Genomic DNA, 25,555 nt, shown 5'->3' on the forward strand with positions numbered 1-25,555 from the left:
TCCTCCCCAAGCCTTCAGCTTTCATTCCGCAACATGCCCGTTCTATGGATGCCCTAACCTGAGGGAGAGACGAAATGCGCGAAGCACTGAAATTCTACATCGATGGCCAGTGGGTCGATCCGGTCGGCGGTGCAAAGCCGCTCGACGTCATAAACCCCGCCACCGAAGCGCCGATGGGCCGCATCGCGATGGGGTCCGCCGCCGATGTCGATGCCGCCGCCAAGGCCGCGCATCGCGCCTTCGCCAGCTACAGCCGCACCAGCCGCGCCGAGCGGATCGAGCTGATGCAGAACATCGTCGCCGAATATCAAAAGCGCTACGCCGAGATCGCCGCCGTCATCACCGAGGAAATGGGTGCCCCCGCCTGGCTTGCCACCCAGGCGCAGGCCGCGCTCGGCGCCGGCCATTTCGCCACCGCCATCGAGATCCTGAAGACCTACGAGTTCGACGAGATCCGCGGCACCACGATGATCACCAAGGAGCCGATCGGCGTCTGCGGCTTCATCACACCCTGGAACTGGCCGATCAACCAGATCGCCTGCAAGGTTGCGCCGGCCATCGCCACCGGCTGCACCATGGTACTGAAGCCCAGCGAAGTCGCCCCGTTCAACGCCGTGCTCTTCGCCGAAGTGATGCACGCAGCCGGCGTTCCGAAGGGTGTGTTCAACCTGGTCAACGGCGATGGCCCCTCGGTCGGCGCCGCCATCTCCAGCCATCCGCTGGTCGATATGGTCAGCTTCACCGGCTCCACCCGGGCCGGCATCGAGGTCGCCCGCAACGCCGCCCCCACGGTGAAGCGCGTCTCCCAGGAACTCGGCGGCAAGTCGCCGAACATCGTTCTCGACAGCGCCGACCTTGAAAAGGCCGTCGGCGGCGGCATCCAGTCGATGATGATGAACTCCGGCCAGAGCTGCAACGCACCCACCCGCATGTTCGTGCCCCGCCCGAAGATGGAGGCCGCCAAGGCCATCGCCAAGGCAACCGCAGAAGCGCTCAGCGTCGGCGACCCCAACGGCAACCACAATCTCGGCCCGGTCGTCTCCGAAGTGCAGTTCAACAAGATCCAGGGCCTGATCCAGAAGGGCATCGACGAGGGCGCCACGCTTGTTACCGGCGGCACCGGCCGCCCCGACGGGCTGGACAAGGGCTATTTCGTGAAGCCCACCATCTTCGCCGACGTCACCAACGACATGACCATCGCGCGCGAGGAAATCTTCGGCCCGGTGCTGGCGATGCTGCCGTACGACAGCCTCGACCAGGCCATCACCGAGGGCAACGACACCCCCTATGGCCTGGCCGCCTATGTGCAGGGCGAACAGTCGGAAGCACGCGAAGTTGCACGTCAGCTCCGCGCAGGGCAGGTGACCCTGAACGGCGCCGGCGTCGATTTCACCGCCCCGTTCGGCGGCTACAAGCAATCGGGCAATGGCCGCGAATGGGGCGACCATGGCTTTACCGACTTCCTGGAAACCAAGGCCGTCATCGGCTGGGAAGCGGCCAAAGCCGCCGAATGAGAACCCTGGCGCGGCTTTTCGCGGCCCTCGCGGCAGCCGCGCTGGTCTTTCTCGGCGTCGGCTACTGGAATGCAACCCGGCCGCCGATCGTCGTGGCGCACGAACAGCGGCTTCCCGGCCTGCCGCCGGGAAGCCGCATTCGCGTCGCGGTGTTCGCGGATACCCACTACGGCTTCCCCGACATGAGCGGCGAGCGCCTCCGTGGCATCGTCGCACAGGTGAACGCCCTGAAGCCCGACCTCATCCTGCTCGCAGGGGACTACCATGGCGGCAAGCTGCTGGACCTGGCGCCGTCGCCGCGCATGGAACCGGCAGTCGAACCCTTCGCTGCCCTGAAGGCGCCCCTTGGTGTCTTCGCGGTGATGGGCAACCACGACAACAGTCGCTGGGCGCCAGTCGTTTTCGCAAAGCAGGGCGAACCCAAACTGCTCGTCAACCAGCGCCTGGATGTCGGCCCACTGGTGGTGGCGGGCGCCAATAGCGTCGCGCACGGCTCCAACATCGCCGGGACGCTGGCTGGTCCAGGCCTCGAAAAGCCGGTTCTACTGATCCTCCACGAAGGCGATCAACTCTCCCACGAAGAACGCCCGCCCGGCCTGCACATCCTTGCATTTGCCGGCCACACCCACGGCGGCCAGATCATCCTCCCGTTTGTCGGCAACGTCGGCAAGAAAGTGCTCGGCAACTCTGCATGCTGGCGCGGCCCATGCACGATCAACGGCTGGCCCATCATCGTCACCTCCGGCATCGGCACCAGCTGGCTCCCGATCCGCTACGGCGTACCCCCGGAAATCCTCCTGATAACGCTGACGCCGTAGGCGTCCACATCCTAGCCCTCCGGCAAAAAGTCCGGAACGCTCAGATAGCGCTCGCCGGTATCATAGTTGAAGCCCAGCACCTTCGCATTGGCCCCCAGCTCGGGCAGCTTCTGCGCAATCGCCGCCAAGGTCGCGCCAGAGGATATGCCGACCAGCAGCCCCTCCTGCCGCGCCGACTTCCGCGCCCATTCCTTGGCATCCTCGGGCGCCACCTGAATCACCCCGTCCAGCAGTTCCGTCAGCAGATTGCCGGGAATGAAGCCTGCCCCAATCCCCTGGATCGGGTGCGGCGCCGGCTGGCCGCCGGAAATCACCGGAGACAGCGTCGGCTCCACGGCAAACACCTTCAGCTTCGGCCAGGCCTTCTTCAGGGCCTTCGCCACGCCCGAGATATGCCCCCCGGTGCCGACGCCGGTGATGATCGCGTCCGGCGGCGATGTGCCGAAATCGGCAAGGATCTCCTTCGCCGTCGTTGCTTCGTGAATGGCGATGTTGGCGGGATTGTCGAACTGCTGCGGCATCCACGAACCGGGCGTCGCGTCGATCAGCTCCTGCGCGCGGGCAATCGCGCCCTTCATCCCCTTCTCGCGCGGCGTCAGGTCGAATTCGGCGCCATAGGCCAGCATCAACCGCCGCCGCTCCAGGCTCATGCTTTCCGGCATCACCAGAACGATCTTGTAGCCCTTCACCGCCGCCACCATGGCAAGGCCGATTCCGGTATTGCCACTGGTCGGTTCGATGATGATCCCGCCCGGCTTCAGCGCACCGGATTTCTCCGCATCCTCGATCATCGCCAGGGCGATCCGGTCCTTGATCGAACCGCCCGGATTCTGCCGCTCCGATTTCACCCAGACCTCATGGTTCGGAAACAGCTTGCCCAAGCGGATGTGCGGGGTATTTCCAATGGTTTCCAGAACGTTGGCTGCGCGCATCTCTATCTCTCCCGGTCAGTTCGGTGGTGTCAGCGCCTCCGTCTTTCGGTCCCTCGCCAGCATTTCCTCCGGCAGGTCCAGTCGGTCGGCATCCCTCAGTTCAGGGAACAGTCTAGCCCATAGCACGGTAACGCCCAGGGCCAGCAAGCCCCCCAGCACCGTTGCCTCGACAGCCCCCAGCGCCCCCGCCATCATGCCAGCGCGAAACTCGCCCAGCTCGTTGGAAGCGCTTATAAAAAGCAGCGAAACAGAAGACACCCGCCCGCGCATGTCGTCGGGCGTATGCAGCTGGATCAACGAGGACCGCACATAGACGGAAACCATGTCCGCGCCGCCCAGCACCACCAGCGACGCAATGGACAGCCACAACATGCTCGAAAGCCCGAACACCACCGTCGCAACCGCAAACAGCCCGACATTGAAGAACATCTTCACGCCGACATTGTTCTTCAGCGGCCAGCGTGTCAGCCACAGCGCCACCAGGGCCGCTCCTGCCGCAGGCGCTGCCCGGAGCAGCCCCAGCCCGTCGGGCCCCACCATCAGGATATCCCGTGCAAAGATCGGCAGCATCGCCGTCGCCCCGCCCAGAATCACCGCGAACATATCCAGCGAAATCGCCCCGAAGACGATGGGGTTGCCGCGCACATAGCGCAGCCCCTCCTTCACAGATTCGACTCCCGAGCCACTGCTCGACGCCCGCTGCGGCACCTTCGGAATCAGGAACAGCGCCACCAGCGAAGCCAGCAGCAGCACGGCGGCCAGCGAATAGGGGGCAGGGTGCGCCAGATCATAGGCAAGCCCGCCAATCACCGGCCCCAGCACCGCGCCCGCCTGCCAGCCAATGGAGTTCCAGGCGATCGCCGTCGGCAGCACGGCGGGTGGCACCAGATTCGGCGCCAGCGCAGACAGCGAAGGCGCCGCAAAGGCCCGCGCCACCCCCAGCGCCAGTGCCACCGCAAACAAGGGCCACAGCAAGGTCGATCCGGCAAACGCCAGCGAAGCCAGCACCACCGCACACAGCAGCTCCAGCCCCACCGCGACGCGCGCAATCACCCGCCGGTCCATCCGGTCGGCGATCACCCCCACCACCAGGCTCAGCGCAAAAACGGGAAGGAACTGCGCCAGGCCGATCAGCCCCAGTAAAAAGGCCGCCTCGCGCATCGGCATCGTCGCCCGCGCCAGATCGTAAACCTGCCAGCCGATCACCACCACCATCAGCATTTGCGCCAGCGTGGAGCCCAGCTTGGCAACGAAAAACGCCCGATAGGCGGGATAGGCGAAGGGAGACGGGATCGGAGAGGAGGCAGCGTCGGTCACGCCGGATGCCCTAGCAGCGCCTCACCGGCATCGAAAGCCACGCAGACGTGCCCCCTACTATGCACAAGTTTTCCGCCCCACAGCTTTGGTGCACAACGTCTCCAGGCTGAAACTGCCCCACAGTGGATGGGAAGCCTTTGCCTTTGGGGAGAAACATGCAGATCATCACCAACCGCGGCGCCTCCGCCCTCGCGCTCGCCGCCGTCCTCGCTCTCGCCGCCTGCAAGCCCGCCGAAAAGCAGGCCGAAGCCCCCACCACAGACACCGCCGCAGACGCGCTCGCCAGCGCCACTGCAGTCGGCGCCGAATGGCTCACCTATGGCGGCACCTACGACGAGCAGCGACACTCCGGCCTCACCAAGGTGGCGCCCGAAAACGTCAGCCAGCTCGGCGTCGCCTGGACCTATGATCTGAACTCCAACCGCGGCATCGAAACCACCCCCATCGTCAAGGACGGTGTCATGTACGCCACCTCTTCCTGGTCGGTGCTGCACGCGATCGACGCAAAGACGGGCAAGGAACTCTGGGTCTATGATCCGGGCGCCGACAAGGCCGTCGGCGTCGACGCCTGCTGCGATGTCGTCAACCGCGGCGTCGCCATCAAGGGCGACACCCTCTTCCTCGGCGTCATCGACGGCCGCCTCGAAGCCATCAACGCCAAGACCGGCCAGAAGATCTGGTCGGTGCAGACGGTCGACCGCTCCAAGCCCTACACCGTCACCGGCGCCCCGCGCGTGGTGAAGAACATGGTGCTGATCGGCAATGGCGGTGCCGAACTCGGTGTGCGCGGCTATCTGTCGGCCTATGATACGGAAACCGGCAAGCTCGTCTGGCGCTTCTACACCGTGCCAAACCCGCAGATGCAGCCAGACGGCGCCGCCTCCGACGACGCCTTCCAGAAAATCGGCAACATCAGCTGGGGCAAGAAGGGCCGCTGGACCACCGACGGTGGCGGCGGCACCGTCTGGGACTCGATCGTCTATGATGTGAAGGACAACCAGATCGTCTTCGGCGTCGGCAACGGCTCCCCGTGGAACGCCAACCTCCGCGATCCTGACAGCAAGGGCGACAATCTCTTCCTCTCGTCCATCGTCGCGGTCGACGCCGACACCGGCACGTACAAATGGCATTTCCAGACCACCCCGCGCGAAAACTGGGACTACACCGCCACCCAGACGATCATCCTCGCCGATCTGCCGCTCGGCGAGAACGGCGCTCCCCGCCGGGTCGTCATGCAGGCGCCCAAGAACGGCTTCTTCTACGTGATAGACGCCAGGACCGGCCAGTTCATCTCCGGCAAGGGCTATGTCCCGCAAAGCTGGACCACCGGCCTCGACGCCAGGGGCCGCCCCATCGAAACAGCCGCCGCCCGCCCGGCCGACGGCAAGGCCAGCCTTCTCAGCCCCGGCCCGCAGGGTGGTCACAACTGGCACCCGATGGCCTTCAACCCGCAGCTGAACCTTGCCTATATCCCGGCGCAGGAACTGCCGCAGGGCTATGCGCCGAAGTCCGCCGCCGATCCGCACACGAAATGGAACACCGGCTTCAAGTTCGAGGATGGCCTGCCGCCCGGCCCGCTGGACGTCGCCACGCTGAAGGCGATGCGCGCCATGTACAAGGGCCGCCTGATCGCCTGGGATCCGATCCGGCAGGAAGCCCGCTGGACGGTCGAACTGCCGACACCGTCGAACGGCGGCGTGCTGTCCACCGCTTCCGGCCTCGTCTTCCAGGGTACGGTCGGCGGCGATCTGGTCGCCTATGACGCCGCCACCGGCAAGCCGCTCTGGCGGCAAAACGTGAAGGGCGGCGTTGCCGCACCTCCGGTCACCTACGAGATCGACGGCGAACAATATGTGGCGGTCGCGAGCGGCTGGGGTGGCGCCTATGCGCTGGCCGCCGGCTTCCTGTTCGACAAGGCAATCCAGAACAACCTCGGTCGCGTCATCGCCTTCAAGCTCGGCGCCAAGGGCACCGTGCCCGACCACAACATGACGCCGGTCAACGCCAGGCCGCAGATCGCGAGCTTCGGCGACGACGCCATGATTCAGCGCGGCCTCGTCGCCTACAGCCGCAACTGCATGGTCTGCCACGGTCCGATGGCGATCTCGTCGGGCGTCCTCCCCGATCTGCGCTGGTCGCCGGTCTCCACCGACGCCGACGCGTGGAAGGACGTGGTTATCGACGGCAGCCGCTCGATGAACGGCATGGTCAGCTTCAAAGCCCAGCTCAGCCCCGAAGACGCCGAAGCCATCCGTGCCTATGTCGTCCGCCAGTCGCACAACGCGCCGGACGTGAAATGAGCGCAGGCGGCCCCGGCACCGGCCGGGGCCGCCCTCATTGCAGGAAATCGGGCGTCCGCCCCGCCTTCGCCCAATAATCCGCCATCCCCATTTCCTCCGCCATGGACAGGAAACGCGGATCCGCCCGCATGGGCGCCGTCGGCGGGATGAACAGCATCATCGTCTTGCGCATAAATTGCCGGCTTGCCGCAGTTGCACCCGCGGGCTGGCGCAGCGCGCCCACCGCCGGTCCGCTCTGCAGCAGAAATCCGCGCGCCACGTCAAAGGCGAGGTCGATCTCCCCCAGCGCAGCCAGATGCTGCACCGACATCACCGCCGCCCCCGGCGAAGCCAGCGCCGCCGCCCGGTTGAGATCGGCCGCCGCCGGCGACACACCCGGCAGCCTCTATGTGTGGGGCATCAACCGCGGCGGGGCACGGCTGCCCCTCGGCTCGCCCGGCATCGGCGCAGGGCTGTGTTCGATTTCCGTGTGCGTCATGTTTACCGATGGCAGCGCCCGCGTGGTCGTCTTCCAGTCGATGGGGCCGCCCGTCATCACGCCACTGGTCGGCGGCATCGACGTTTCCGGCAGCACGCTCACCGGCGACATCCCGTTCAGCCTGCTTCCCTCAAACGGTGTCTCCGCGGCGAGCTACGAATATTCGCTCTGGGTCCGCAAGCGTGTGAACCCGGCGATGGACGGAACCAACGCGGAACTGGCGGACTTCCTGCCCGACGCCGCCACCTTCGTTGCCGGCGTGCCAGAGCCCTCCAGCTGGCTGGTGCTCGTCGCGGGCTTCGGGGTGATGGGCATCGCCGCGCGCCGTAGAAGTCCAACACGTTTACGATCAACACATTGAACTTGCCGCATAGTTTCGATGAAATGTAGGAATTGTTCCACGTGGAACAACCACTATGGTAACGTAACTTGGCGAAATTGTTCCACGTGGAACAATCAGCGCTGCCCCAGCACGTTGATCGTGAACGAGATGACGCCAAGGTTGAACAGGAAGGCGGCCAGGCAGTGCATGGTCACCGCCTGCCGCATTTCGCGGCTCTCCACCGCCGTGTCGGACGTCTGGAAGGTCATGCCCAGCGTAAAGGCGAAATAGATAAAATCGCTGTAGTCGGGCTGCTCCTTGCCGGAAAACTGCAGCCCGCCCTTGCTGCCCCGGCGATAATGGAGATGCGCATAGTGCAGCGCATAGACCGTATTCGAGAACAGCCAGGCCAGCGCCAGGCTGCCGATGATCCCCAGCTTGTCCATCCCGCTCGTCGCCGAATGCATCAACCAGAAAATGGCCACCAGGATCGTCATCGAAACGATGGTGGTGATCATCAGCATGAGCGGCCGGTTGGCGTCGTTATCCCCGGCATGGCGGCGCATGTCGGCGGGCGTATGATGTTTCAGCAAAGGCAGGGAAATCAGAAGGAAAACCAGCGCCCCGGCGTCAAATCCCGCCAGCAGCCCCAGCGCCGTCCCCAAATTCGGTATGGAAAACAGGCAGACGCCCAGCATCACCAGCAGAAAGGTCAGGAAGCGCGGCGGCCCCAGCCTGTTCCCGATCCTGTTCATGCCGGCTCCTTCATGCCGGCTCGACGAAACTGTCGAGCACCATCTTCGCCCCCGCCTGATCGAATTCGATCTCCAGCTTGTTGCCGTCGCGCGATTTCACCGTTCCCATCCCGAACTTGGCATGAAACACCCGCCCGCCCAGGGGAAGGTCGTCACGCGCCGCGCCGCCGACGGTCGACTGGATCGGCCGGGCATTGATCACCTGCGGCTTGCGCGCCGTCGAACGATCCAGACCACCCCGCGCACTCGCTCGTTCCCAGCCCGGCCCGCGCCCGGTCCCGCGGCCGATGTCGGCAAAGGGATCGCGCTCGTCCAGCGCTGCCCGCCACAGGCTGGCGCCGCCGGAAAGCGTTGATTCCACATCGATATGTTCCGGCGGCAACTCGCTCAGAAAGCGGCTGGGAATGGCGCTGGTCCACTGCCCGTAGACCCGCCGATTGGCCGCGTGGATCAGCGTAGCCCGCCGCCGGGCGCGGGTGATCCCCACATAGGCGAGCCGCCGCTCCTCCTCCAGCGCCGCCGCCCCGTTCTCGTCCAGCGCCCGCTGGCTGGGGAACAGCCCCTCCTCCCAGCCGGGCAGAAATACATGGTCGAACTCCAGCCCCTTCGCGGCGTGCAGTGTCATCATGGTGACCTTCGCTTCGGCGTCGGTGCGGTCATTCTCCATCACCAGCGACACATGCTCCAGGAACGAGGTGAGGTCTGTGAAGCCCTCCATCGCCCGCACCAGCTCGGCCAGATTGTCCAGCCGCCCGGCGCTTTCGGCGCCGCGATCCTTTTCCAGCGCTTCGATATAGCCGGATTCCTCCAGTATCAGCTGCGCCAGCGCGCCTTGCTCCATGCTGTTGGCCTGCTCGCGCCAGCGCCTGAGGCCGGCCAGCAGGTCCGCCAGCGAGCGGCGCGGCGCCGGTCCCAGCTCGTCCGTTTCCACCAGCGCCTGCGCCGCCAGCGGCAGGGTCAGCCCGGTTGCTCTGGCGTGGGCGGCGATCCGTGCCTGCGCCTTGTCGCCGAGGCCGCGCTTGGGCACATTGACGATCCGCTCGAACGCCAGTGCGTCATCCGGCTGTGCCACCAGCCTGAGGTAAGCCAGCGCATCGCGCACCTCGGCGCGCTCATAGAAGCGGAAGCCGCCGACAATCCGATAGGGTAAGCCTATGGAAATAAAACGATCTTCGAATTCCCGTGTCTGAAAAGAGGCGCGCACCAGGATTGCGATCTCGGCAGGGAGCACGCCTTCGCGCAACAGCCGCTCGATCCGCTCGCCCACCAGCCGGGCCTCCTCCGGCCCGTCCCAGACGGCGATCACATTCACCTTCTCGCCGCGCGGAATCTCGGTCCACAGTGTCTTGCCAAGCCGGCCCTTGTTGTTGGCGATCACATGCGCGGCGGCGGCGAGGATATGCGGGGTGGAGCGATAGTTCTGCTCCAGCCTGATTACCTTGGCGTCGGGAAAATCCCGCTCGAATCTCAAGATGTTGGCGACTTCCGCGCCGCGCCAGGAGTAGATGGACTGGTCGTCGTCCCCCACGCAGCAGATATTGCCCTGTCCGCCCAGAGAGGGGGCGGCCAGCAGTGTCAGCCAGCGATATTGGGCGGCGTTGGTGTCCTGATATTCGTCCACCAGCACGAACTTGAAGCGCCGCTGCCATTCGCCCAGCACATCGGGGTGGGCTTCGAAGATCTTGATCATGTGCAGCAGCAGATCGCCGAAATCGCAGGCGTTCAGCGTCCGCAGCTCGCGTTGATAGCGCTCATACAGTTCCGCGCCGCGCCCGTCGGCAAAGGCGAACGCCTCGCCCTTTGGCACTTCGCTCGGCAACTGCCCGCGGTTTTTCCAGCGGTCGATGTGGCTCGAAAGTTGCCGCGACGGCCAGCGCTTCTCGTCGATCCCCGCCTCTATGATGATGCGCTTCAGCAGGCGCAGCACATCGTCGGTGTCGAGGATGGTGAAGTTGGAGCGTAGCCCCGCCAGCTCCGCATGCCGCCGCAGCATCCGTGCTGCGATCGAGTGGAAGGTGCCGACGAACGGCATTCCCTCGGCCGCCGGGCCGATCATCGCCGTCAACCGGTGGCGCATTTCGGCGGCGGCCTTGTTGGTGAAGGTGACAGAGAGAATTTCCGAAGGCCAGGCCCGGCGATGCGCCAGGATTTCAGCCAGCCGCGCCGTCAGCGCGCGCGTTTTTCCGGTGCCTGCTCCTGCCAGCACCAGCACCGCGCCGTCGAGCGTGGTCGCCGCCTCGCGCTGGGGCGCGTTCAGCCCCTGAAGCCAGGGGGGAGTGTCTGCCGGAACGCTTGCCATGCGAGAACAGATAGCGAACTTAGGCGGCGGGACGCAACAGATGAAGCGCGGCCTTCCCTACGGGCCGAGTGGTTTCGATGCTGAAACCGGGCAATTCCAGCGCTTCGGCCTTGCCGGTTTCGATGGAAATCCAGCTGTGCGGGGCGATCCAACCCATTTTCAGTGCCGATAAAAGCGCCTTCGGCGCCAGCTCCTCGCCATAGGGCGGATCGAGGAAGATGACGTCCGCCGGGATGGGGGCCGGGGGCAGGGCGGTGGCGTCGTGGGCGATCAGCCGGGCAGGGGCCTTCAGCGCCGCGATGTTGGTGTGGATCGCCTTGCGGGCGTCGTTGCCGCGCTCGGCCAGAAAGGCCTGCGCGGCACCCCGCGACAGCGCCTCCAGCGCCAGTGCGCCGGAGCCTGCGAACAGGTCGAGCACGGTCAGCCCCTCGAAACTGCCGAGGCGGCTGGTGAGCATCGAGAACAGCGTCTCGCGCGCCCGATCCGCCGTCGGGCGGGTGCCGTCCCCCGGAGCGGTCACCAGCGGGCGCGACCGCCACTGGCCGGATATTATGCGCATCAGGCGGGCTTCGAGCGGGAAAGGCTGCGCTGTAACGAGGTGACCGCACCGGAAGTCGCTTCCTCCACCGAGCGGACGGCGAGTTCGCCCAACTGGAAGGGGCCATAGGCGGTGCGGATCAACCGGCTGACGCGCAGGCCCATCGCCTCGCACAGCTTTCTGACTTCGCGGTTCTTGCCTTCGGTCAGCGTCATCGTCAGCCAGACATTGGCGCCTTCGGCCCGAGCCCGGCGATCGACCGAAGCGTCGACCGGGCCATAGCGCACGCCTTCCAGCGTCACGCCCATCGCCAGTGCTTCCAGATCCTGCTGGCGGACCTGCCCCATGGCGCGGACGCGATAGGTGCGCGGCACGGCGTTGGCCGGAAGCTCAAGCGCCCGCTTCAGCTCGCCATCGTTCGTGAGCAGCAAGAGCCCTTCGGTGTTCATGTCCAGACGGCCGACCGGAACCAGCCGGGGCAGGCCTTCGGGTAGCACGTCATAGATGGTCGGGCGGCCGGAGAAATCGCGCGCGGCCGTCAGCACACCGGCGGGCTTGTGGAACAGGAACAGGCGGGTTGCCTGCGCCTCTGCCACCGGTTTGTCGTCCACAGTCACGCCTTCGAGCGAGGTGAGGATGGTGGCCGGCGTTTCCAGCGCGACGCCGTTCAGCGCCACGCGGCCTTCGCCGATCATCCGCTCGATATCGCGGCGGGAGCCGACACCGGCCCGCGCCAACAGCTTGGCGATGCGGTCACCGGAGCCGGATGGCTTCGGGCCGCTGCGGGGGGCGGCAATGGCCGTGCGGGCGGCGCGGCGGCCTCCCGTGCGGGGTGGGGTGGCGGAGGTGGCGGATCGACGGCTGCTGCGCTGGCCGGCAGGTGAATCGCCGGCGGGACCGCGGCGGGTTGGGCCCTCTGGATTGCGTGCGCCTGTGGCGCCGGAGCTGCGGGGGCCTGCGCCGCCCGGTGTGCGGGAGCCGGAACCGCCAGTTTTTCCGGGGCCGCCGGGTTTGCGGGGGCCGCCTGTCTTGCCCGGGCCGCCGGGTCCTCTAGGTGGGCGTCCCTCAGCCATGTACCGGAACTCCGATCTCGGACTTGGAGGTGCGGATCGTCAGCGAGGTCTTCACGCTGGCGACGTTCGGTGCGCTGGTCAGCTCGCCGGTGAGGAAGGCCTGGAAGCTGGGCAGATCGCGTGCGACCAGTTTCAGGATGAAATCGATCTCTCCGTTCAGCATATGGCATTCGCGAACCTGGGGCAGGGCGGCGACATGCGCTTCGAACGCCTTCAGATCGGATTCCGCCTGGCTGCGCAGGCTGACCATGGCAAAGACGGTGATCGGCCAGCCCAGCGCTTCGGGCGACAAATCGGCGTGATAGCCCTTGATGACGCCCGCCTCTTCCAGCGCGCGGACCCGGCGCAGGCAGGGCGGGGCGGTGAGGCCGACCTTCTGGGCGAGATCCACGTTGGTCATCCGGCCATCTGCCTGCAGATGGCCGAGGATGTCATAATCGATCTGATCGAGCTGATGGATGCGGCTCATTGGCAGGAAAAGTCTCCGTTCGGGGTATCTGCTATAAGATTGTTGCGTGCCGGCGCAAGCGACTTGCGGCCGGGGCGGAAAATTGCGCTGCTGCGATAAACTTGCGCGGCGACGGGGGCCGCCTTAAGTCGGCCGGTGAAAGGAATTGCAATGGGCGACGTGAAGCGGACTCGGCTTCTGATCATTGGTTCGGGGCCGGCCGGCTATACGGCTGCGGTCTATGGCGCAAGGGCCATGCTGAAACCGCTGCTGGTGGAAGGCCTGCAGCCGGGTGGCCAGCTGACCATCACCACCGATGTCGAGAACTGGCCGGGCGAAACGGCGATCATGGGCCCCGACCTGATGGCAAAGCTGCGCGCGCAGGCCGAGCATGTGGGCACCGAGATCCTTTCCGACATCATTGCCGAAGTCGATTTCACGCAGCGGCCGTTTCGGGCTGTCGCCGACAGCGGGCTGGTGATCGAGGCCGAGACGGTGGTGATCGCCACCGGCGCAAGCGCCCGCTGGCTGGGGCTGGAATCGGAAACCCGCCTGCGCGGCAAGGGTGTTTCCGCCTGTGCGACGTGCGACGGATTCTTTTTCCGCGGCAAGCATGTCGCCGTGGTGGGCGGCGGCAATACCGCCGTGGAAGAAGCGCTGTTCCTGACCAATTTCGCCAGCAAGGTGACGCTGATCCATCGGCGCGACGAGCTGAGGGCGGACAAGACCAACCAGGCGCGGCTGTTTGCCAACCCGAAGATCGAGATGGTCTGGAACGCGACGGTGAGCGACGTGATCGGCGCCGACGGCGTTTCGGGCATCGTGCTGACCGATACCGTGACCGGGGCGACGCGGCCGCTGGAGGTGGACGGGCTGTTTGTGGCGATAGGCCATGATCCGGCGACCACGCTGTTCAAGGGCAAGCTGGAGATGGACGAGGAGAATTACATCCTCGTTGCGCCGGGCACGCCGAAGACCAGCGTGCCGGGCGTGTTTGCAGCCGGCGACGTGACGGACAAGCTGTATCGGCAGGCGGTGACCGCCGCCGGCATGGGCTGCATGGCGGCGCTGGATGCCGAGCGCTTCCTGGCGCATGAAGCGCATGCGCGAGAGGGAGGGGAGCGGGAAGCCGCATAATGGCGATCGACTGGGACAAGCTGAGGCTTTTTCATGCGGTAGCGTCCGCCGGCAGTTTCACCGAGGGGGCACGGCGGCTGAAGCTGTCGCAGCCGGCGCTGAGCCGGCAGGTGATTGCGCTGGAAGAAGCGCTGGGAGCCAAGCTGTTTCACCGCCATGCGCGCGGGCTGGCGCTGACCAACGAGGGCGAGCAGCTGCGGATGACGACGCTGCGGATGGCCGACGAGATCGAGCGCACCCGCAGCTCGATCGAGGCGACGCGCAACCGGCCGACCGGCGAAATCAAGCTGACGACGACGGTGAGCTTTGGTTCCTCCTGGCTGCCGACGCAGATGAAGGATTTTCTGGACCTGTATCCGGATATCCGGGTGAGCCTGATTCTGGGCGACGAGGAACGCGACCTTTCGCGACATGAGGCGGATTGCGCGATTCGGTTTCACAAGCCGCACCAGGCGGACCTGATCCAGCGGCCGCTGGCGACGATTCGGCACCGGCTGTGCGCCTCTCCGGCCTATCTGGAGAAGCATGGCGAACCGAAGACACCCGAGGAACTGGCGAACCACCAGATGATTGCCTATGGGCCGGAGGCGCCGACCTATCTGAGATCGATCAACTGGGCGCTGGAGCTGGGGCATGAGGGGCCGCCGCGCGATCCGGCGCTGAGCATCAACAACAGCTTCGGAGTGTTGCAGGCGGTGGAGGCTGGGGCCGGGATTGCGGCGCTTCCGAGCTATCTGATCCGCCATTCCGGCAAGCTGAAAGTGCTGCTGCCGGAGCTGCAAGGCGCTGTTTTCCAGACCTATTTTGTCTATTCGTCGGAGCTGAGGGGCTCTGTGCGGGTGGCTGCGCTGAGGGATTTCCTGATCGAACGGATGACTCCGCTGAACCTGGGCGACAATTTGCGGTGACCGGCGGCGGCGATGAACCGACCCTAAACCCCATGCGTTTTTTGCATACCTGCTCCGTTTTCTTCGCACTTGCACAAAAATCGAGGCAGGCATAAATAGATCATGTTGCTGCATTGCAGCGCAAGGCCGGTCTGCCTCACTCCTCCCCGAGGCCCCGGTCTGGTCGACCACCACTCTCCCTCCCTCCCTCGGAGGTCGACCGAAAATTCTGAGCCCGGGTTGAGCTTGTCTCCCCGGGCTCTTTTTCTTTCGAAGCTGGCTGGGCTTTGCGCGAAGCGCAAACGCGCAGACTCAGCGAAGAAGCGGCCGGCGGGGCGGAGGGCATCAGCCCGATGAACCCGTCCGACGACGCGGGCTTGGCCCGCGCATCTTCCTTTTTCATCTCTTAGATGCACATCGCGGACTCGGCGGCTTTGCCGACGGCCGCGCCGCGCGGAGCGCCCATTTTCGAGCGACCCCGGCCGCGAAGCGGTCGCAAGGCCGACCGGCCGCCCGCGCCAGTGCGCGGAACCGGCGCGGAGCGCCGATTGTCTAGGGACCCGGCCGCGAAGCGGTCGCAAGGCCGACCGGCCGCCCGCGCCAGTGCGCGGAACCGGCGCGGAGCGCCGAAGGCAAGATGGTGGGCCCGGCAGGACTCGAACCCGCGACCAAGCCGTTATGAGCGGCCAGCTCTAACCAACTGAGCTACAGGCCCCACCGTGGAAGGGGGGCATTAGCGGCGAACTTCGGGCTTGTCACCCGCCCTAAAGCGGCTTTGCGCTGGGCTTTTCCGATTGGGCGGTGCGGGCGGCCCATGCGGCCCAGCCGGTGGCGAGGCCGGGGGCTTCGGCGAGGCCGGCCATTTCGCTGCGATCGGGCGGGGAACGATAGCTGGCGGCGGCGACCCTGGCGATGCTCCAGGCGCCTTGCGGGCGGTGTTCTAGCTGGAGCTGGTCGCCAGCCTGCATAGAGCCTTGCTGCAGGACGCGAAGATACCAGCCGCAGCGGCCGTTCCTTACCATCGCCTTTACCATGCGGGGATCGTCGAACCAGCGGGCGAAGGTGGCGCAGGGTTGGCGGGGCTGGCAGATTTCCACCAGCGCCTGGCCGATGCGCCAGCGATCGCCGACAAGGGCGGTTGATTCGTCGAGGCCGTCGATGAGCAGGTTTTCGCCGAACGCGCCGGGAACCAGGCGGGCGGCGTGTTGGGGAAAATCGGCGGCCCAGAGCGGATAGTTGGAGGCCGGATAGGCATAGACGGCCTTTTCCGGGCCGCCGTGGACGCGGGTGTTGGCGACTTCATCGCCGTCTAGGCCGAGCGTGGTGGCCAGGACGGCGCCTTCGCGCGGATCCTTGCCATAGGCTGTGCGGTGTCCATCGATCTGGCGGGGTCGGCCGGTGCGAATCTGCAGCAGGATCGGGCTGTTCGGCATTGGGGCTTTCCATAGCGGCGGGAAGGGCGCATGCTGCCATTGGTTTTCAACATGCGAAAGGAGGTGGTCCAGTGTCTCATTGCATCGGTCTTATTGGGCGGAACTGGATCATGCCGGTGACGGGCGCAGATTTGCGCTGACGTTGGGCATGGCGGCCGGTTGGTCGCCCTACGAAGCAATGCGGGGCCGGAGGGGAAACCCTCCGGCCCCTTTGTTTTGGCTGCTATTCCGGGGGAGTTCCACGGGGCATGGTTAACTTTGAAGTTTTGGCAGGGAGAAAGATAAATGGACCACACGCCTGGTTTGCATGCAGTTTCGATGTTGCAGAGCCTGCTGGCGATGGGTTTGCTGACATTGGTGATGTTCATCTGGATGTATGCGACGCGGCTTCCGGCCTTTGGGAGGGCGAAGATCGATCCGCAGGAGGCGATGCATCCGGGCACCTATGACGACCGGCTTTCGAGCGAGGTGCGGCGGGTTGCCGACAATTACAATCACCTCTTCGAGGCGCCGACCATCTTCTATGCCGTAACGATTGCCATTGTCCTGCTGGGGCTGGCGGACAATCTGCATGCGATCTGCGCCTGGGCGTTCGTGGGGCTGCGGGTGCTGCATTCGATCGTGCAGGCGACGGCGAACCGGGTGAGCATCCGCTTTTCGCTGTTTGCGCTGAGCTGGATTGCGCTGGGGATGATGATTGTTCGCGCCAGTCTGACGAGTTTTGCGGGATAGAAAGGTTAATTAGCATAGTCTGTGTCGGCAGATTTTACATGTTAACCATATCGGGTTGTTTTTCCACTCTGGGCGGGAAGTTGGCACGTTAGTTGCTAGGTAATGTGCTGAGCTCCAAGGGCTCCAGGGTTGGAAAGGTTTTTACGATGATGAAGCAAATCTTGGCGGGAGCCGTTGCGTTCGGTTTCGCGGCATCTGCGGGTGCCGTGTCGTTCGTGACGCTCCCAGGCGCTCCCGATCCGGGTATCGGGGCGAATGAGACGATGGTCGTCGATTTCGACAGCCCCAATGCTGCCGGCTATTCCTGGACGGGTGGCATTTCCACTGCGATCGGCAGCACCGGCGCCGCTGCGCGTCCGGCGCTCGATTTCGGCACCTATGGCTATGTGTCGAGCGCGCTGAACCCGAACTCGGCCACGCTGTGGACGCCGGCGCTGAAGTCGATCAGCTTCTATTGGGGTTCGATCGACGACTATAACATGCTGGAAGTGCTGGACACCGGCGGCAACGTGCTGCTGACGCTGTATGGCAACACCGCCGGCGTGGGCAGCCCGCCGATCATCGGTGACCAGGGCAACCAGGCGAACAACCGCCGCCTGTTCCTGACGGCCGATTCCGGTGAAACCATCGGTGGTCTGCGCTTCACCTCGACCGGCGTTGCCTTCGAATTCGACAGCATCGGCGCTGCCGCGGTTCCGGAACCGGCGACCTGGGCGATGCTGATCGCGGGCTTTGGCATGGTTGGCATGGCGGCGCGTCGCCGCCGGGTGCTGGCAACCGTCACCGCCTGAGCTGACGAACTTCGTCACGACAAGAGGGGCCGGCGCGGAGGGTGCGCCGGCCCCTTTTTCGTTTCCGCCCTTTGGGTTAGCGGGCCATGAGTTCCGGGAGCGGGGCCTGATGCGCGAGGCGCAGGGCTTCGACCTGCTGTGCACCGACGCCTTCGACCGCGAGCGCGGCGCCGCCGGTGGCACCGAGGCGGAGGAGTGGGACCGGAGCGGCCGGGAGCGTTGCGCCGGGCTTTGTGGTGAAGATGTAGCGGCCCTGATCCTCGCCGAACGCCCATGCGGCGAGCGGCAGGCCGGCAGTGGGGGCGACGGTTGCGCCGATGCGGCCGGCCATCGCCATTTCTGCCAGCGCGACCAGCAGGCCACCGTCGGCGCAATCATGGACGGCCGTGGCGGTTCCATCGAGGATGCGGGCGCGGATCCAGTCGCCTGCTGCGCGTTCGGCGGCGAGATCCACCGGCGGCGGGGGGCCTTCTTCCTGACCGCGGCATTCGCGCAGCCAGATGGATTGGCCGAGATGGCCTGACTGTGCACCCAGAAGCCAGATGTCCTCGCCTTCGGCCTTGAAGGCGAGGGTTGCGGAGATTTCCCAATCGGCGAGCAGACCGACGCCGCCGATTGCCGGGGTGGGGAGGATACCTTGTCCCTCGGTCTCGTTGTAGAGGCTGACGTTGCCGGAGACGACCGGATAGTCGAGCGCCTTGCAGGCCTCTGCCATGCCCTCGATGCAGCCGACGAACTGGCCCATGATTTCCGGGCGGGTGGGGGCTGCGAAGTTCATGCAATCGGTGATGGCGAGCGGGGTTGCGCCGACGGCGGTCAAGTTGCGCCAGGTTTCGGCGACGGCCTGTTTCCCACCCTCGACCGGATCGGCGAAGCAATAGCGTGGAGTACAATCGGTGGTGATCGCCAGACCCTTTTGGGAGCCGTGCACGCGGACAACGGCGGCGTCTCCGCCCGGGCGCTGGACGGTGTCGGCGCCGACCATATGGTCATATTGTTCCCAGACCCAGCGCCGGGAGGCGAGATCGGGGGAGGCGACCATTTTCGTGAGATCGCCCATCAGGTCGGTGGTGTCCTTGATGGCGCCGAGCGGGGCACGGGGTGGGGTTTTTACCCATGGGCGGTCGTATTTGGGGGCGTCGTCGCCGATCGGATCGAGCGGCAGGTCGCAGACCATTTCGCCCTTGAACTCGAGCTGCAGGCGGCCGGTGTCGGTGACTTCGCCGATGACGGCGAAATCCAGCGCCCATTTCCGGAAGATCGCCTCGGCCTGCGGCTCGGCACCGGGCTTCAGGATCATCAGCATGCGCTCCTGGCTTTCGGAGAGCATCATTTCGTAAGGCGTCATGCCGGTTTCGCGCTGGGGGACATTGTCCATCACCAGCTTCAGGCCGACGCCGCCCTTCGACGCCATTTCGACGCTGGAAGATGTGAGGCCGGCGGCCCCCATGTCCTGAATGGCGACGATGGCGTCGGTCGCCATCAGCTCCAGGCAGGCCTCGATCAGCAGCTTTTCCATGAACGGGTCGCCGACCTGCACCGTGGGGCGCTTGCTGTCGGAGTCTTCGTCGAATTCGGCGGACGCCATGGTGGCGCCGTGGATGCCGTCGCGGCCGGTTTTCGAGCCGACATAGACGACAGGATTGCCGATACCGGCTGCCGCCGAATAAAAGATCCTGGTCGTACGGGCGAGGCCGACCGTCATCGCGTTGACGAGGATGTTGCCGTTGTAGGCCGGGTGGAAATTGACTTCGCCGCCGACCGTCGGGACGCCGACGCAATTGCCATAGCCGCCAATGCCGGCGACGACGCCGCGCAGCAGCTGCTTCGTCCTGGCATGGTCGATGGCGCCGAAACGGAGGGCGTTGAGGTTGGCGACAGGGCGCGCGCCCATGGTGAAGACGTCGCGCATGATGCCGCCGACGCCGGTGGCCGCGCCCTGATAGGGCTCGATGAAGCTCGGGTGGTTGTGGCTTTCCATCTTGAAAATGGCGGCGTCGCCGTCGCCGATGTCGATGACACCGGCGTTTTCGCCCGGCCCCTGGATCACCCAGGGCGCCTTTGTGGGCAGCTTGGCGAGGTGGATTCGGCTGGACTTGTAGGAGCAATGTTCGGACCACATCACCGAAAAGATGCCGAGTTCCAGCAAGTTGGGCTCGCGGCCGATGGCCTTTAGGATGCGCTGATATTCATCAGGGGCAAGGCCGTGCTCGGCGACGATTTCGGGGGTGATCGCGGTCATGGGGGGGCCTTAGCGAAGTGGGAGGGCGAAGTCACCAATCGGGTTGCGCTGGGGGTGTGTTCTGTATATGTTCCGATATGCGCAGGGGCATTTGGTATGACAAGGAGGCAGTCATGGCAGTTGATAACCCGCCGGCGGGCTATTCCGGGGCGACTCCGTATCTGATCGTGAAGGATGCCGGTTCGGCGATCGATTGGTATGTGAAGGCGCTGGGTGCCACGCTGGTCTATAAAATGGATTGGGGCGGCAAGGTGGGCCATGCCGAAATGGCGATCGGCGGCGGGCATTTCATGATGGCCGACGAGTTTCCGGATATGGGGCATCTGTCGCCGCTGTCACGCGGCGGCACGACGGTGAGCATGATGGTGTATGTGCCGGATGTGGATGCGGCCCATGCCAGGGCCGTTGCTGCCGGGGCGAAGGAGGATTTTCCGCTGGAGAACAAGCCCTGGGGTGACCGGGCAGGGATGATCACCGATCCGTTCGGGCATCGCTGGACGCTGGCGACGCATGTGGAGGATGTGCCCTGGGACGAACTGGACCGGCGGATGGCGGACATGGCGCCGAAGGGTGGCGATTAGGAGTTCACGTCCTAGGAGTTCACGTCCTGGGACAGCAGCTGCTCGATCAGGTCGGCACGCGCCTGGACATCGATCTTGGGCAGCAGGATGCTTTCGAAGCCCAGCTCTTGATAGGCTGATTTTAGGCGGAGATACTCCTGTTCGGCCTCGGCGAGGCTGTGCTGACGTACGGTGTCGGCTGCGTAGATCTCGGGCCACGGTGGCGTCAGGAAGACCGTTCGGTTGAATGCAGCGAGTTCCGGCGCAAGCGGGAGTATGGCTTCGCCTGTTGCGTGCTGCAGGGCGACCGCCGCATCCACCAGGCCGCGGTCAAAGAACACCGGTCCCTTGGTATTGACGAGGGCGAGGGCGATGTCGGCCCTGGCGAGCTCCATGGCGCGTTGGGCAAAGGCGGCGAGATCTACCCACGGGAGGGCTTGGCCATCGGTCTCCAGTGCTGTGTGGACGATGCGCCGGCCGGGCTCGGGAACCGTGACGTGGCCGCGGCGGGCGAGTTCGTCGAGCAAGGTTGACTTGCCGCCGCCGGAGCAGCCGGAGAGGATGAAGAAGCGGGGCAGGATGAGAGTCAGGTCATGCCTCAGTTGGCGGGGAGCCGGGCTGAAATCCACTGGATGATGTCGTCCATGACTTCCTCGCGGCCGAAATCGTTCAGAAGGTCGTGGTAGTGGCCCTGGTAAATTTCCAGCATCTTGTCGGGTGAACCTGCGGTTTCGAAGAAGAGCTTGCTGCCATCCGGGCGTGTGGTCTTGTCGGCGCTGCCGTGGAGGATGAACAGGGGAAGTGTGATGCGGCGGAATTCGCGCTCCAGCCGCTCGTCGGCGCGGACCAGGGCGGCGACCGTCTGCGTGGGCTGCACCTCGCCTTCGATGAGCGGATCGGCATACATGGCGGCGACAGTGGCCGGATCGCGGGAGAAATCATCGAACTTGAGCTTCAGCACATGGGCGTGCGGGGTTACCCGGCTGAGGCCCTTCAGCAGGGTGAGGGCGAAATCCGGGGCATAGACCCGGAAGGCGAAGCTTTCGCAGATCAGGCCGGCGAGCTCTGCCTGATGATCGAGGGTGTAGGTGCAGGAGACGACGCCGCCTGCGCTGTGGCCGAGGAGATAAAGCGGCAACCCCGGATGCTGCGCCTTGGCGTGGCGGATGAGGGTGTCGAGATCGGCGACATAGTCTTCGATCGATTCCACATAGAAGCGTTCGCCGTCTGACTTGCCGCGGCCGCGCAGATCTAGGGCGTGGACCGCGAAGCCGGCCTTTGCAAGTTCGCTGCCGGCCCAGAGATACTGGCCGCTGTGGGAATTGACGCCGTGGCAGATGGCGACGACAGCGCGCAGAGCGCCGGGGGGCTGCCAGCGGCGGGTGAAGAGCTTGCCGGCAGGGCCTTCGAGCCAGGCTTCCTGCGCTGGGATCGGTTGCTCGTCTGCCATGGACCTGCCCCTCCTTGCCTGCGGTCGCGGAAGATGCCGTGAAGATGCCGGCCGGGCAAGCGACGGCTCGTCGCGGCGGCGGGCGGCTATTCGTGGTATTCGGCGGCCGAGGGGATGCGGCCGAAAGCGATGCGGGTGCCGATGCGGCCGGCGCGGCCAGCGGGTACGGGGCCCAGGGATACGGCGTTGCGGCCGTACTTCGCGTTGATAGAGTCCATGGCGCGGGCGATCTGCAGGGTGGGGCGGGTGGAACGCTCGAACAGGCTGAGCTGGGTGCCGGCTGCGGGGCGGATGTCGTCGAGGCTTACGCCGATGAGGCGCAGGCGTTCGGGGTAGGGTTTGGCGGCGCCGATTTCGCGCGTGAGGCGGGGCCAGAGCTGGTTCAGCGCCTCGAGCAGGGGGAAGCTGTCGTCGGTGGGGGCGATCTTGAGGGTGCTGTGCCAGCCGCGTTTCGATTCGAAGCGGGCGTGCAGCGTAAGGTGGGTGGTGACGCATTCGGCGCGGCGCAGGCGGCTCGCGGCCTTCATCAGCAGGCGGCGGGCGGTGAGGCGGGCAGTTTCAATGTCGCGCAATTGCGGGGCGAGGACGTGGCTGTGGCCGATGGAGCGGCTTTGCTGGGGCCGTTCGGGCATGTCTTCGCCGTGGAGGGCGTGCCAGAGGCGGGAGCCGACGACGGAGCCCCAGGCGCTGCCGGCCTGGTTCGGATCCTGGGCGAGGAGCTGGGCCATGCTGTGGATGCCGCGGGCGTTGAGGCGGGCCTCCATCTTCGCGCCGATGCCTGGGATGTCGCGCAGGGGGAGGGGGATGAGGGCCTGCGGCAAGTCGTGCGACTGCAGCACGGTGAGGCCGTCGGGCTTTTGCATGTCGGCGGCCATCTTTGCCAGCAGGCGGGAGGGGGCGATGCCGACCGAGGAGGTGAGGCAATCGCCGACGTTGCGGCGGATGCCGGCCTTGATGCGGCGGGCGAGGGCGATGGCCCGTTCGGGGCTGTTTTCATTGTCCAGCAGGCGGCAGGCGACTTCGTCGATGGAGCAGACGTGGGTGACTGGGATGTGGCGCCAGACTTCGGCGATGATCTGATCGTGGAAGGTGCCGTAGCGGCTGTGGTCGCCGCCGGCGAAGATCAGCTGGGGGCAGCGTTTTTTCGCTTCGCCGACGCGCATGCCGGTGTGGATGCCGAAGGCCTTTGCCTCGTAGCTGGCGGCGATGATGGTGCCGCTGGCTATGCCGCCGGGGCCGACAGCGATGGGTTTTCCGCGCAGTTCCGGGTTCAGCTGCTGCTCGACGCTGGCGAAATAGCTGTTGAGATCGAGGTAGAGCCAGCGGAGGGGACGTTGCGGCGGCATGTGTGGAACATAGCAGGAACAGTTGCGCCGGGGAAGCTTGTCCTGCGGAAAGCGGGCTGCAATGGTGGGAGCGGCTAATTCGGGAGCGGCTATGACGGTGCGGAAGCTGGACGGGCTGGATGTGGTGACGGACGAAGGCGTCCGCCCGGTGGAAGCCGGCGAGATTCTGGGCAGGCGGCTGAAATACTATGATTATTGCATGGCGGCGTTTGCCGTCATCCTGATCTGCTCGAACCTGATCGGTGCCGGGAAGGTGGCGACGGTTTCGCTGCCGCTGGTGGGGGCGGTGACGTTTGGCGCAGGCATCCTGTTCTTCCCGCTGGGCTATGTGCTGGGGGACGTGCTTACCGAGGTCTATGGCTATGCCCGTGCGCGGCGTGTGGTGTGGGTGGGCTTTGTCGCCAGCCTGTTTGCCGGCGGCATGGCGGCGGTGGTGGTGGCGATGCCGCCGGCCGCCGACTGGACCGGGCAGGAGGCGCTGGCGACGGTGATGGGGCAGGTACCGCGTATCCTGGCGGCCTCTGTGCTGGCCTTTTGGGCGGGCGAGTTTGCCAATGCCTTTGTGCTGGCGCGGATGAAGCTGCTGACGGGCGGGCGCATGCTGTGGACGCGGACGATCGGCTCGACGGCGGTAGGGCAGGGGGTGGACAGCCTGATCTTCTATCCGCTGGCGTTCCTTGGGGGTGTGGGAAACCAAGCTGGTGCTGACGGTGATGGTGACCAACTATCTGCTGAAGGTGGGCTGGGAAGTGGTGCTGACGCCGGTGACCTACGCAGTGGTGGGGGCGATGAAGCGTGGCGAAGGTCTGGACGTGTTCGACGTGGAGACGGACTTTACGCCGTTCAAGACGAAAATCTGACGCTCATAGTTAAATCCTATTAACTATAGCGTGGAGCTTATCGTAAATCTTTGTAGATTTCCGTTTTATTGTTGATTGATGTTTGGAAACCGCCCCCGGCTATGGCACTTGTTGCGCACGGGGGCGGGGTTATTTGCGTATCTTTGAACCCGACATGGTTGAACAGACACTGGACGGGAGATCGAGGATATGAAGGCGAAGTTTCTTTTGGCGGCTGCGGCCGTTCTGGCGGCGCATAGCGCGGATGCCGCCAGCTATGTGTATGTCGGCAGCTGGGCGGTGGACGACGGCCCGCACTGGGGTGTGGTGCCCGCCGCCTATACCGGGCAGGAAGCCGCGGCTCTGCTGTTCGGTGGCTCCGCATCGGACTATGCCATTTCGACGCTGGGCAGCGCCGTTGGCGACATCGACTTCCTTTCCTGGGTGAGCACCTGGGGGGGCGCTTGCGCGAACAATGTATTTCCCTGCGGCACCAAGGTTGCGCAGGGCAGCGTCATCAGCACGGGCGGGCTCTATGCATCGGTCGGCGACCAGTCGGCCTATGTGAAGGACTGGGCCGTAGGGGCAGAATACGCCAATTATGCGTTCCGCGTGAGCGATATGGGCGGCGTACCGGAAGCTGCGACCTGGGCAATGATGATCGCCGGCTTCGGCATGGTCGGCTTTGCGATGCGTCGCCGGGCGACTGCTGCACTGGCCTGAGCCACTGCCGGGCGAACTGGAAAGGGCGCCGTTCCGGAAGGAATGACGCCCTTTCTGCATCCGGAGAAGATCAGGCCGCTGCCGGCGCTGCTGCTTCTGTCACGCTGACGATGCGCAGGCTGCGCTTGTTGTTTTCGCGATCCGGCCAGAGGATCGACTGGCCGGCTGAAAGGCCGATGAGCCCGGCGCCGATCGGCGTCAGGATGGAGATGCGGCCTTCGTCGATGTTCGCCTCGGGCGGATAGACGAGCTGGACCGTGCGGCTGGTGCCGCTGGCTTCGTCGACGAACTCGACCCTGGAATGCATGGCGACGGTCGCGGCCGGCAGCTTGCCGGCGCGATGGACTTTGGCACGCTCGATTTCCGCCAGCAGCAGCTCGGCGACTTCGGGTTGCCGCGATTGCAGGCCCAGGGCGAGATTGTAGAGCTTGTCTGCTTCGTCTTCGAGCAAGTGGATGGGCGGGCGGGCCGCTTTGCGGGACATGTGGATTGCTTTCGTGTGACGGGTGCGCGGCAGGCGCTTTGCCCGGATTCAGTTTTTGGATGGAGCGCCCCCGGACTCGGGCGGCGGGCGCGATGAAGTCCGGGGCTAGTTGCCCGTGAGCAGTTGGCCCGCGTGAT

The 25,555-nt window shown here is 65.4% G+C and carries 24 protein-coding genes, 1 tRNA gene and 1 pseudogene; 11 read left to right on the forward strand and 15 right to left on the reverse strand.

The window, feature by feature from the left end; genetic code table 11:
• Positions 1–74 precede the first annotated feature (74 nt).
• Both IM784_RS01815 and IM784_RS01820 read left to right on the forward strand, forming a co-directional pair.
• Positions 75–1,514 carry an aldehyde dehydrogenase family protein gene (locus IM784_RS01815; RefSeq protein ID WP_199553577.1) on the forward strand — a complete coding sequence of 480 codons (1,440 nt, stop codon included), beginning with the start codon at positions 75–77 and terminating at the stop codon, positions 1,512–1,514.
• Complete coding sequence (locus IM784_RS01820) at positions 1,511–2,332, forward strand: metallophosphoesterase (protein ID WP_199553578.1); 822 nt, start codon at positions 1,511–1,513, stop codon at positions 2,330–2,332. The genes IM784_RS01815 and IM784_RS01820 overlap by 4 nt, the downstream gene beginning before the upstream one ends.
• Positions 2,333–2,343: 11 nt before the next feature.
• Here the strand turns inward: IM784_RS01820 and cysK are convergent, their stop codons facing one another.
• Together cysK and IM784_RS01830 are read right to left on the reverse strand one after the other, a co-directional pair.
• Positions 2,344–3,264 carry a cysteine synthase A gene (gene cysK, locus IM784_RS01825; protein ID WP_199553579.1) on the reverse strand — a complete coding sequence of 307 codons (921 nt, stop codon included), beginning with the start codon at positions 3,262–3,264 and terminating at the stop codon, positions 2,344–2,346.
• 15 nt (positions 3,265–3,279) lie between these two features.
• Complete coding sequence (locus tag IM784_RS01830; protein ID WP_328799413.1) at positions 3,280–4,581, reverse strand: MFS transporter; 1,302 nt, start codon at positions 4,579–4,581, stop codon at positions 3,280–3,282.
• Positions 4,582–4,736: 155 nt separating this feature from the next.
• Here IM784_RS01830 and IM784_RS01835 point away from each other — a divergent pair, with 155 nt between their 5' ends.
• Positions 4,737–6,881, forward strand: a complete 2,145-nt coding sequence (locus tag IM784_RS01835; protein WP_199553580.1) for a PQQ-dependent dehydrogenase, methanol/ethanol family — start codon at positions 4,737–4,739, stop codon at positions 6,879–6,881.
• Positions 6,882–6,915: 34 nt separating this feature from the next.
• Here the strand turns inward: IM784_RS01835 and IM784_RS01840 are convergent, their stop codons facing one another.
• Positions 6,916–7,254 (reverse strand): hypothetical protein, encoded by a 339-nt coding sequence (locus IM784_RS01840; RefSeq protein WP_199553581.1) that lies wholly within the window; start codon positions 7,252–7,254, stop codon positions 6,916–6,918.
• Here IM784_RS01840 and IM784_RS01845 point away from each other — a divergent pair.
• Positions 7,229–7,720 (forward strand): PEP-CTERM sorting domain-containing protein, encoded by a 492-nt coding sequence (locus IM784_RS01845; protein WP_207791636.1) that lies wholly within the window; start codon positions 7,229–7,231, stop codon positions 7,718–7,720. The two genes, IM784_RS01840 and IM784_RS01845, sit on opposite strands and share 26 nt — an antisense overlap.
• A gap of 95 nt (positions 7,721–7,815) precedes the next feature.
• On the opposite strand, the gene IM784_RS01850 is transcribed toward IM784_RS01845, so the two are convergent.
• Genes IM784_RS01850 through IM784_RS01870 form a run of 5 tightly spaced genes read right to left on the reverse strand, consistent with a single transcriptional unit; the run spans position 7,816 to position 12,815 of the window.
• Complete coding sequence (locus tag IM784_RS01850; protein WP_199553583.1) at positions 7,816–8,436, reverse strand: DUF1345 domain-containing protein; 621 nt, start codon at positions 8,434–8,436, stop codon at positions 7,816–7,818.
• A gap of 10 nt (positions 8,437–8,446) precedes the next feature.
• Positions 8,447–10,735: an ATP-dependent helicase gene (locus IM784_RS01855; protein ID WP_199553584.1), complete on the reverse strand. Its 2,289-nt coding sequence runs from the start codon at positions 10,733–10,735 to the stop codon at positions 8,447–8,449.
• A 19-nt stretch (positions 10,736–10,754) separates the two neighbouring features.
• Positions 10,755–11,294 carry a 16S rRNA (guanine(966)-N(2))-methyltransferase RsmD gene (gene rsmD, locus IM784_RS01860; protein WP_199553585.1) on the reverse strand — a complete coding sequence of 180 codons (540 nt, stop codon included), beginning with the start codon at positions 11,292–11,294 and terminating at the stop codon, positions 10,755–10,757.
• Complete coding sequence (locus IM784_RS01865; protein ID WP_199553586.1) at positions 11,294–12,346, reverse strand: pseudouridine synthase; 1,053 nt, start codon at positions 12,344–12,346, stop codon at positions 11,294–11,296. Before IM784_RS01865 ends, rsmD begins: the two co-directional genes overlap by 1 nt.
• The gene (locus tag IM784_RS01870; protein ID WP_199553587.1) at positions 12,339–12,815 is read right to left on the reverse strand and encodes an Lrp/AsnC family transcriptional regulator; all 477 of its coding nucleotides are present in this window, start codon (positions 12,813–12,815) and stop codon (positions 12,339–12,341) included. Before IM784_RS01870 ends, IM784_RS01865 begins: the two co-directional genes overlap by 8 nt.
• A 150-nt stretch (positions 12,816–12,965) precedes the next feature.
• Between IM784_RS01870 and trxB the strand changes: the two genes are divergently transcribed.
• Both trxB and IM784_RS01880 read left to right on the forward strand, forming a co-directional pair.
• Positions 12,966–13,931, forward strand: coding sequence for a thioredoxin-disulfide reductase (trxB, locus tag IM784_RS01875; RefSeq protein ID WP_199553588.1), 966 nt, complete (start codon positions 12,966–12,968; stop codon positions 13,929–13,931).
• Positions 13,931–14,839: a LysR family transcriptional regulator gene (locus IM784_RS01880; RefSeq protein ID WP_199553589.1), complete on the forward strand. Its 909-nt coding sequence runs from the start codon at positions 13,931–13,933 to the stop codon at positions 14,837–14,839. The genes trxB and IM784_RS01880 overlap by 1 nt, the downstream gene beginning before the upstream one ends.
• 617 nt (positions 14,840–15,456) lie before the next feature.
• On the opposite strand, the gene IM784_RS01885 is transcribed toward IM784_RS01880, so the two are convergent.
• A tRNA-Ile gene (locus IM784_RS01885) sits at positions 15,457–15,533 on the reverse strand.
• A 49-nt stretch (positions 15,534–15,582) separates the two neighbouring features.
• Positions 15,583–16,251 carry an MOSC domain-containing protein gene (locus IM784_RS01890; protein ID WP_199553590.1) on the reverse strand — a complete coding sequence of 223 codons (669 nt, stop codon included), beginning with the start codon at positions 16,249–16,251 and terminating at the stop codon, positions 15,583–15,585.
• Positions 16,252–16,536: 285 nt separating this feature from the next.
• Here IM784_RS01890 and IM784_RS01895 point away from each other — a divergent pair, with 285 nt between their 5' ends.
• Both IM784_RS01895 and IM784_RS01900 read left to right on the forward strand, forming a co-directional pair.
• Positions 16,537–16,983: an MAPEG family protein gene (locus tag IM784_RS01895; protein ID WP_235976471.1), complete on the forward strand. Its 447-nt coding sequence runs from the start codon at positions 16,537–16,539 to the stop codon at positions 16,981–16,983.
• 146 nt (positions 16,984–17,129) lie between these two features.
• A complete protein-coding gene (locus IM784_RS01900; protein WP_235976472.1) occupies positions 17,130–17,774 on the forward strand; it encodes a PEPxxWA-CTERM sorting domain-containing protein in 645 nt (214 codons plus the stop codon).
• 76 nt (positions 17,775–17,850) lie between these two features.
• Here IM784_RS01900 and purL read toward each other — a convergent pair whose 3' ends face one another.
• Positions 17,851–20,016, reverse strand: coding sequence for a phosphoribosylformylglycinamidine synthase subunit PurL (gene purL, locus IM784_RS01905; protein WP_199553591.1), 2,166 nt, complete (start codon positions 20,014–20,016; stop codon positions 17,851–17,853).
• A 113-nt stretch (positions 20,017–20,129) separates the two neighbouring features.
• On the opposite strand from purL, the gene IM784_RS01910 reads away from it, so the two are divergent.
• Complete coding sequence (locus tag IM784_RS01910; protein ID WP_199553592.1) at positions 20,130–20,597, forward strand: VOC family protein; 468 nt, start codon at positions 20,130–20,132, stop codon at positions 20,595–20,597.
• 11 nt (positions 20,598–20,608) lie between these two features.
• Here the strand turns inward: IM784_RS01910 and IM784_RS01915 are convergent, their stop codons facing one another.
• The 3 genes from IM784_RS01915 to IM784_RS01925 all read right to left on the reverse strand — a co-directional run bounded on the left by IM784_RS01915 (position 20,609) and on the right by IM784_RS01925 (position 23,372).
• Complete coding sequence (locus tag IM784_RS01915) at positions 20,609–21,205, reverse strand: AAA family ATPase (RefSeq protein WP_328799414.1); 597 nt, start codon at positions 21,203–21,205, stop codon at positions 20,609–20,611.
• On the reverse strand, positions 21,175–22,026 hold the full coding sequence (locus IM784_RS01920) for an alpha/beta hydrolase (protein ID WP_199553593.1): 852 nt from the start codon (positions 22,024–22,026) through the stop codon (positions 21,175–21,177). Before IM784_RS01920 ends, IM784_RS01915 begins: the two co-directional genes overlap by 31 nt.
• An 86-nt stretch (positions 22,027–22,112) precedes the next feature.
• Entirely contained in the window at positions 22,113–23,372 is a 1,260-nt protein-coding gene (locus tag IM784_RS01925; RefSeq protein ID WP_199553594.1) for a DNA polymerase Y family protein, read from the reverse strand.
• Between the two features lie 124 nt (positions 23,373–23,496).
• Here IM784_RS01925 and IM784_RS01930 point away from each other — a divergent pair.
• Together IM784_RS01930 and IM784_RS16935 are read left to right on the forward strand one after the other, a co-directional pair.
• Positions 23,497–24,232, forward strand: a pseudogene (locus tag IM784_RS01930) (queuosine precursor transporter).
• A gap of 189 nt (positions 24,233–24,421) precedes the next feature.
• On the forward strand, positions 24,422–24,934 hold the full coding sequence (locus IM784_RS16935; protein WP_235976473.1) for a PEPxxWA-CTERM sorting domain-containing protein: 513 nt from the start codon (positions 24,422–24,424) through the stop codon (positions 24,932–24,934).
• A 70-nt stretch (positions 24,935–25,004) separates the two neighbouring features.
• Here the strand turns inward: IM784_RS16935 and rnk are convergent, their stop codons facing one another.
• On the reverse strand, positions 25,005–25,418 hold the full coding sequence (gene rnk, locus IM784_RS01940; RefSeq protein WP_199553595.1) for a nucleoside diphosphate kinase regulator: 414 nt from the start codon (positions 25,416–25,418) through the stop codon (positions 25,005–25,007).
• Positions 25,419–25,555: the final 137 nt, after the last annotated feature.

This window comes from Sandaracinobacteroides hominis, assembly GCF_016464365.1.
Classification (GTDB): Bacteria; Pseudomonadota; Alphaproteobacteria; order Sphingomonadales; family Sphingomonadaceae; genus Sandaracinobacteroides; species Sandaracinobacteroides hominis.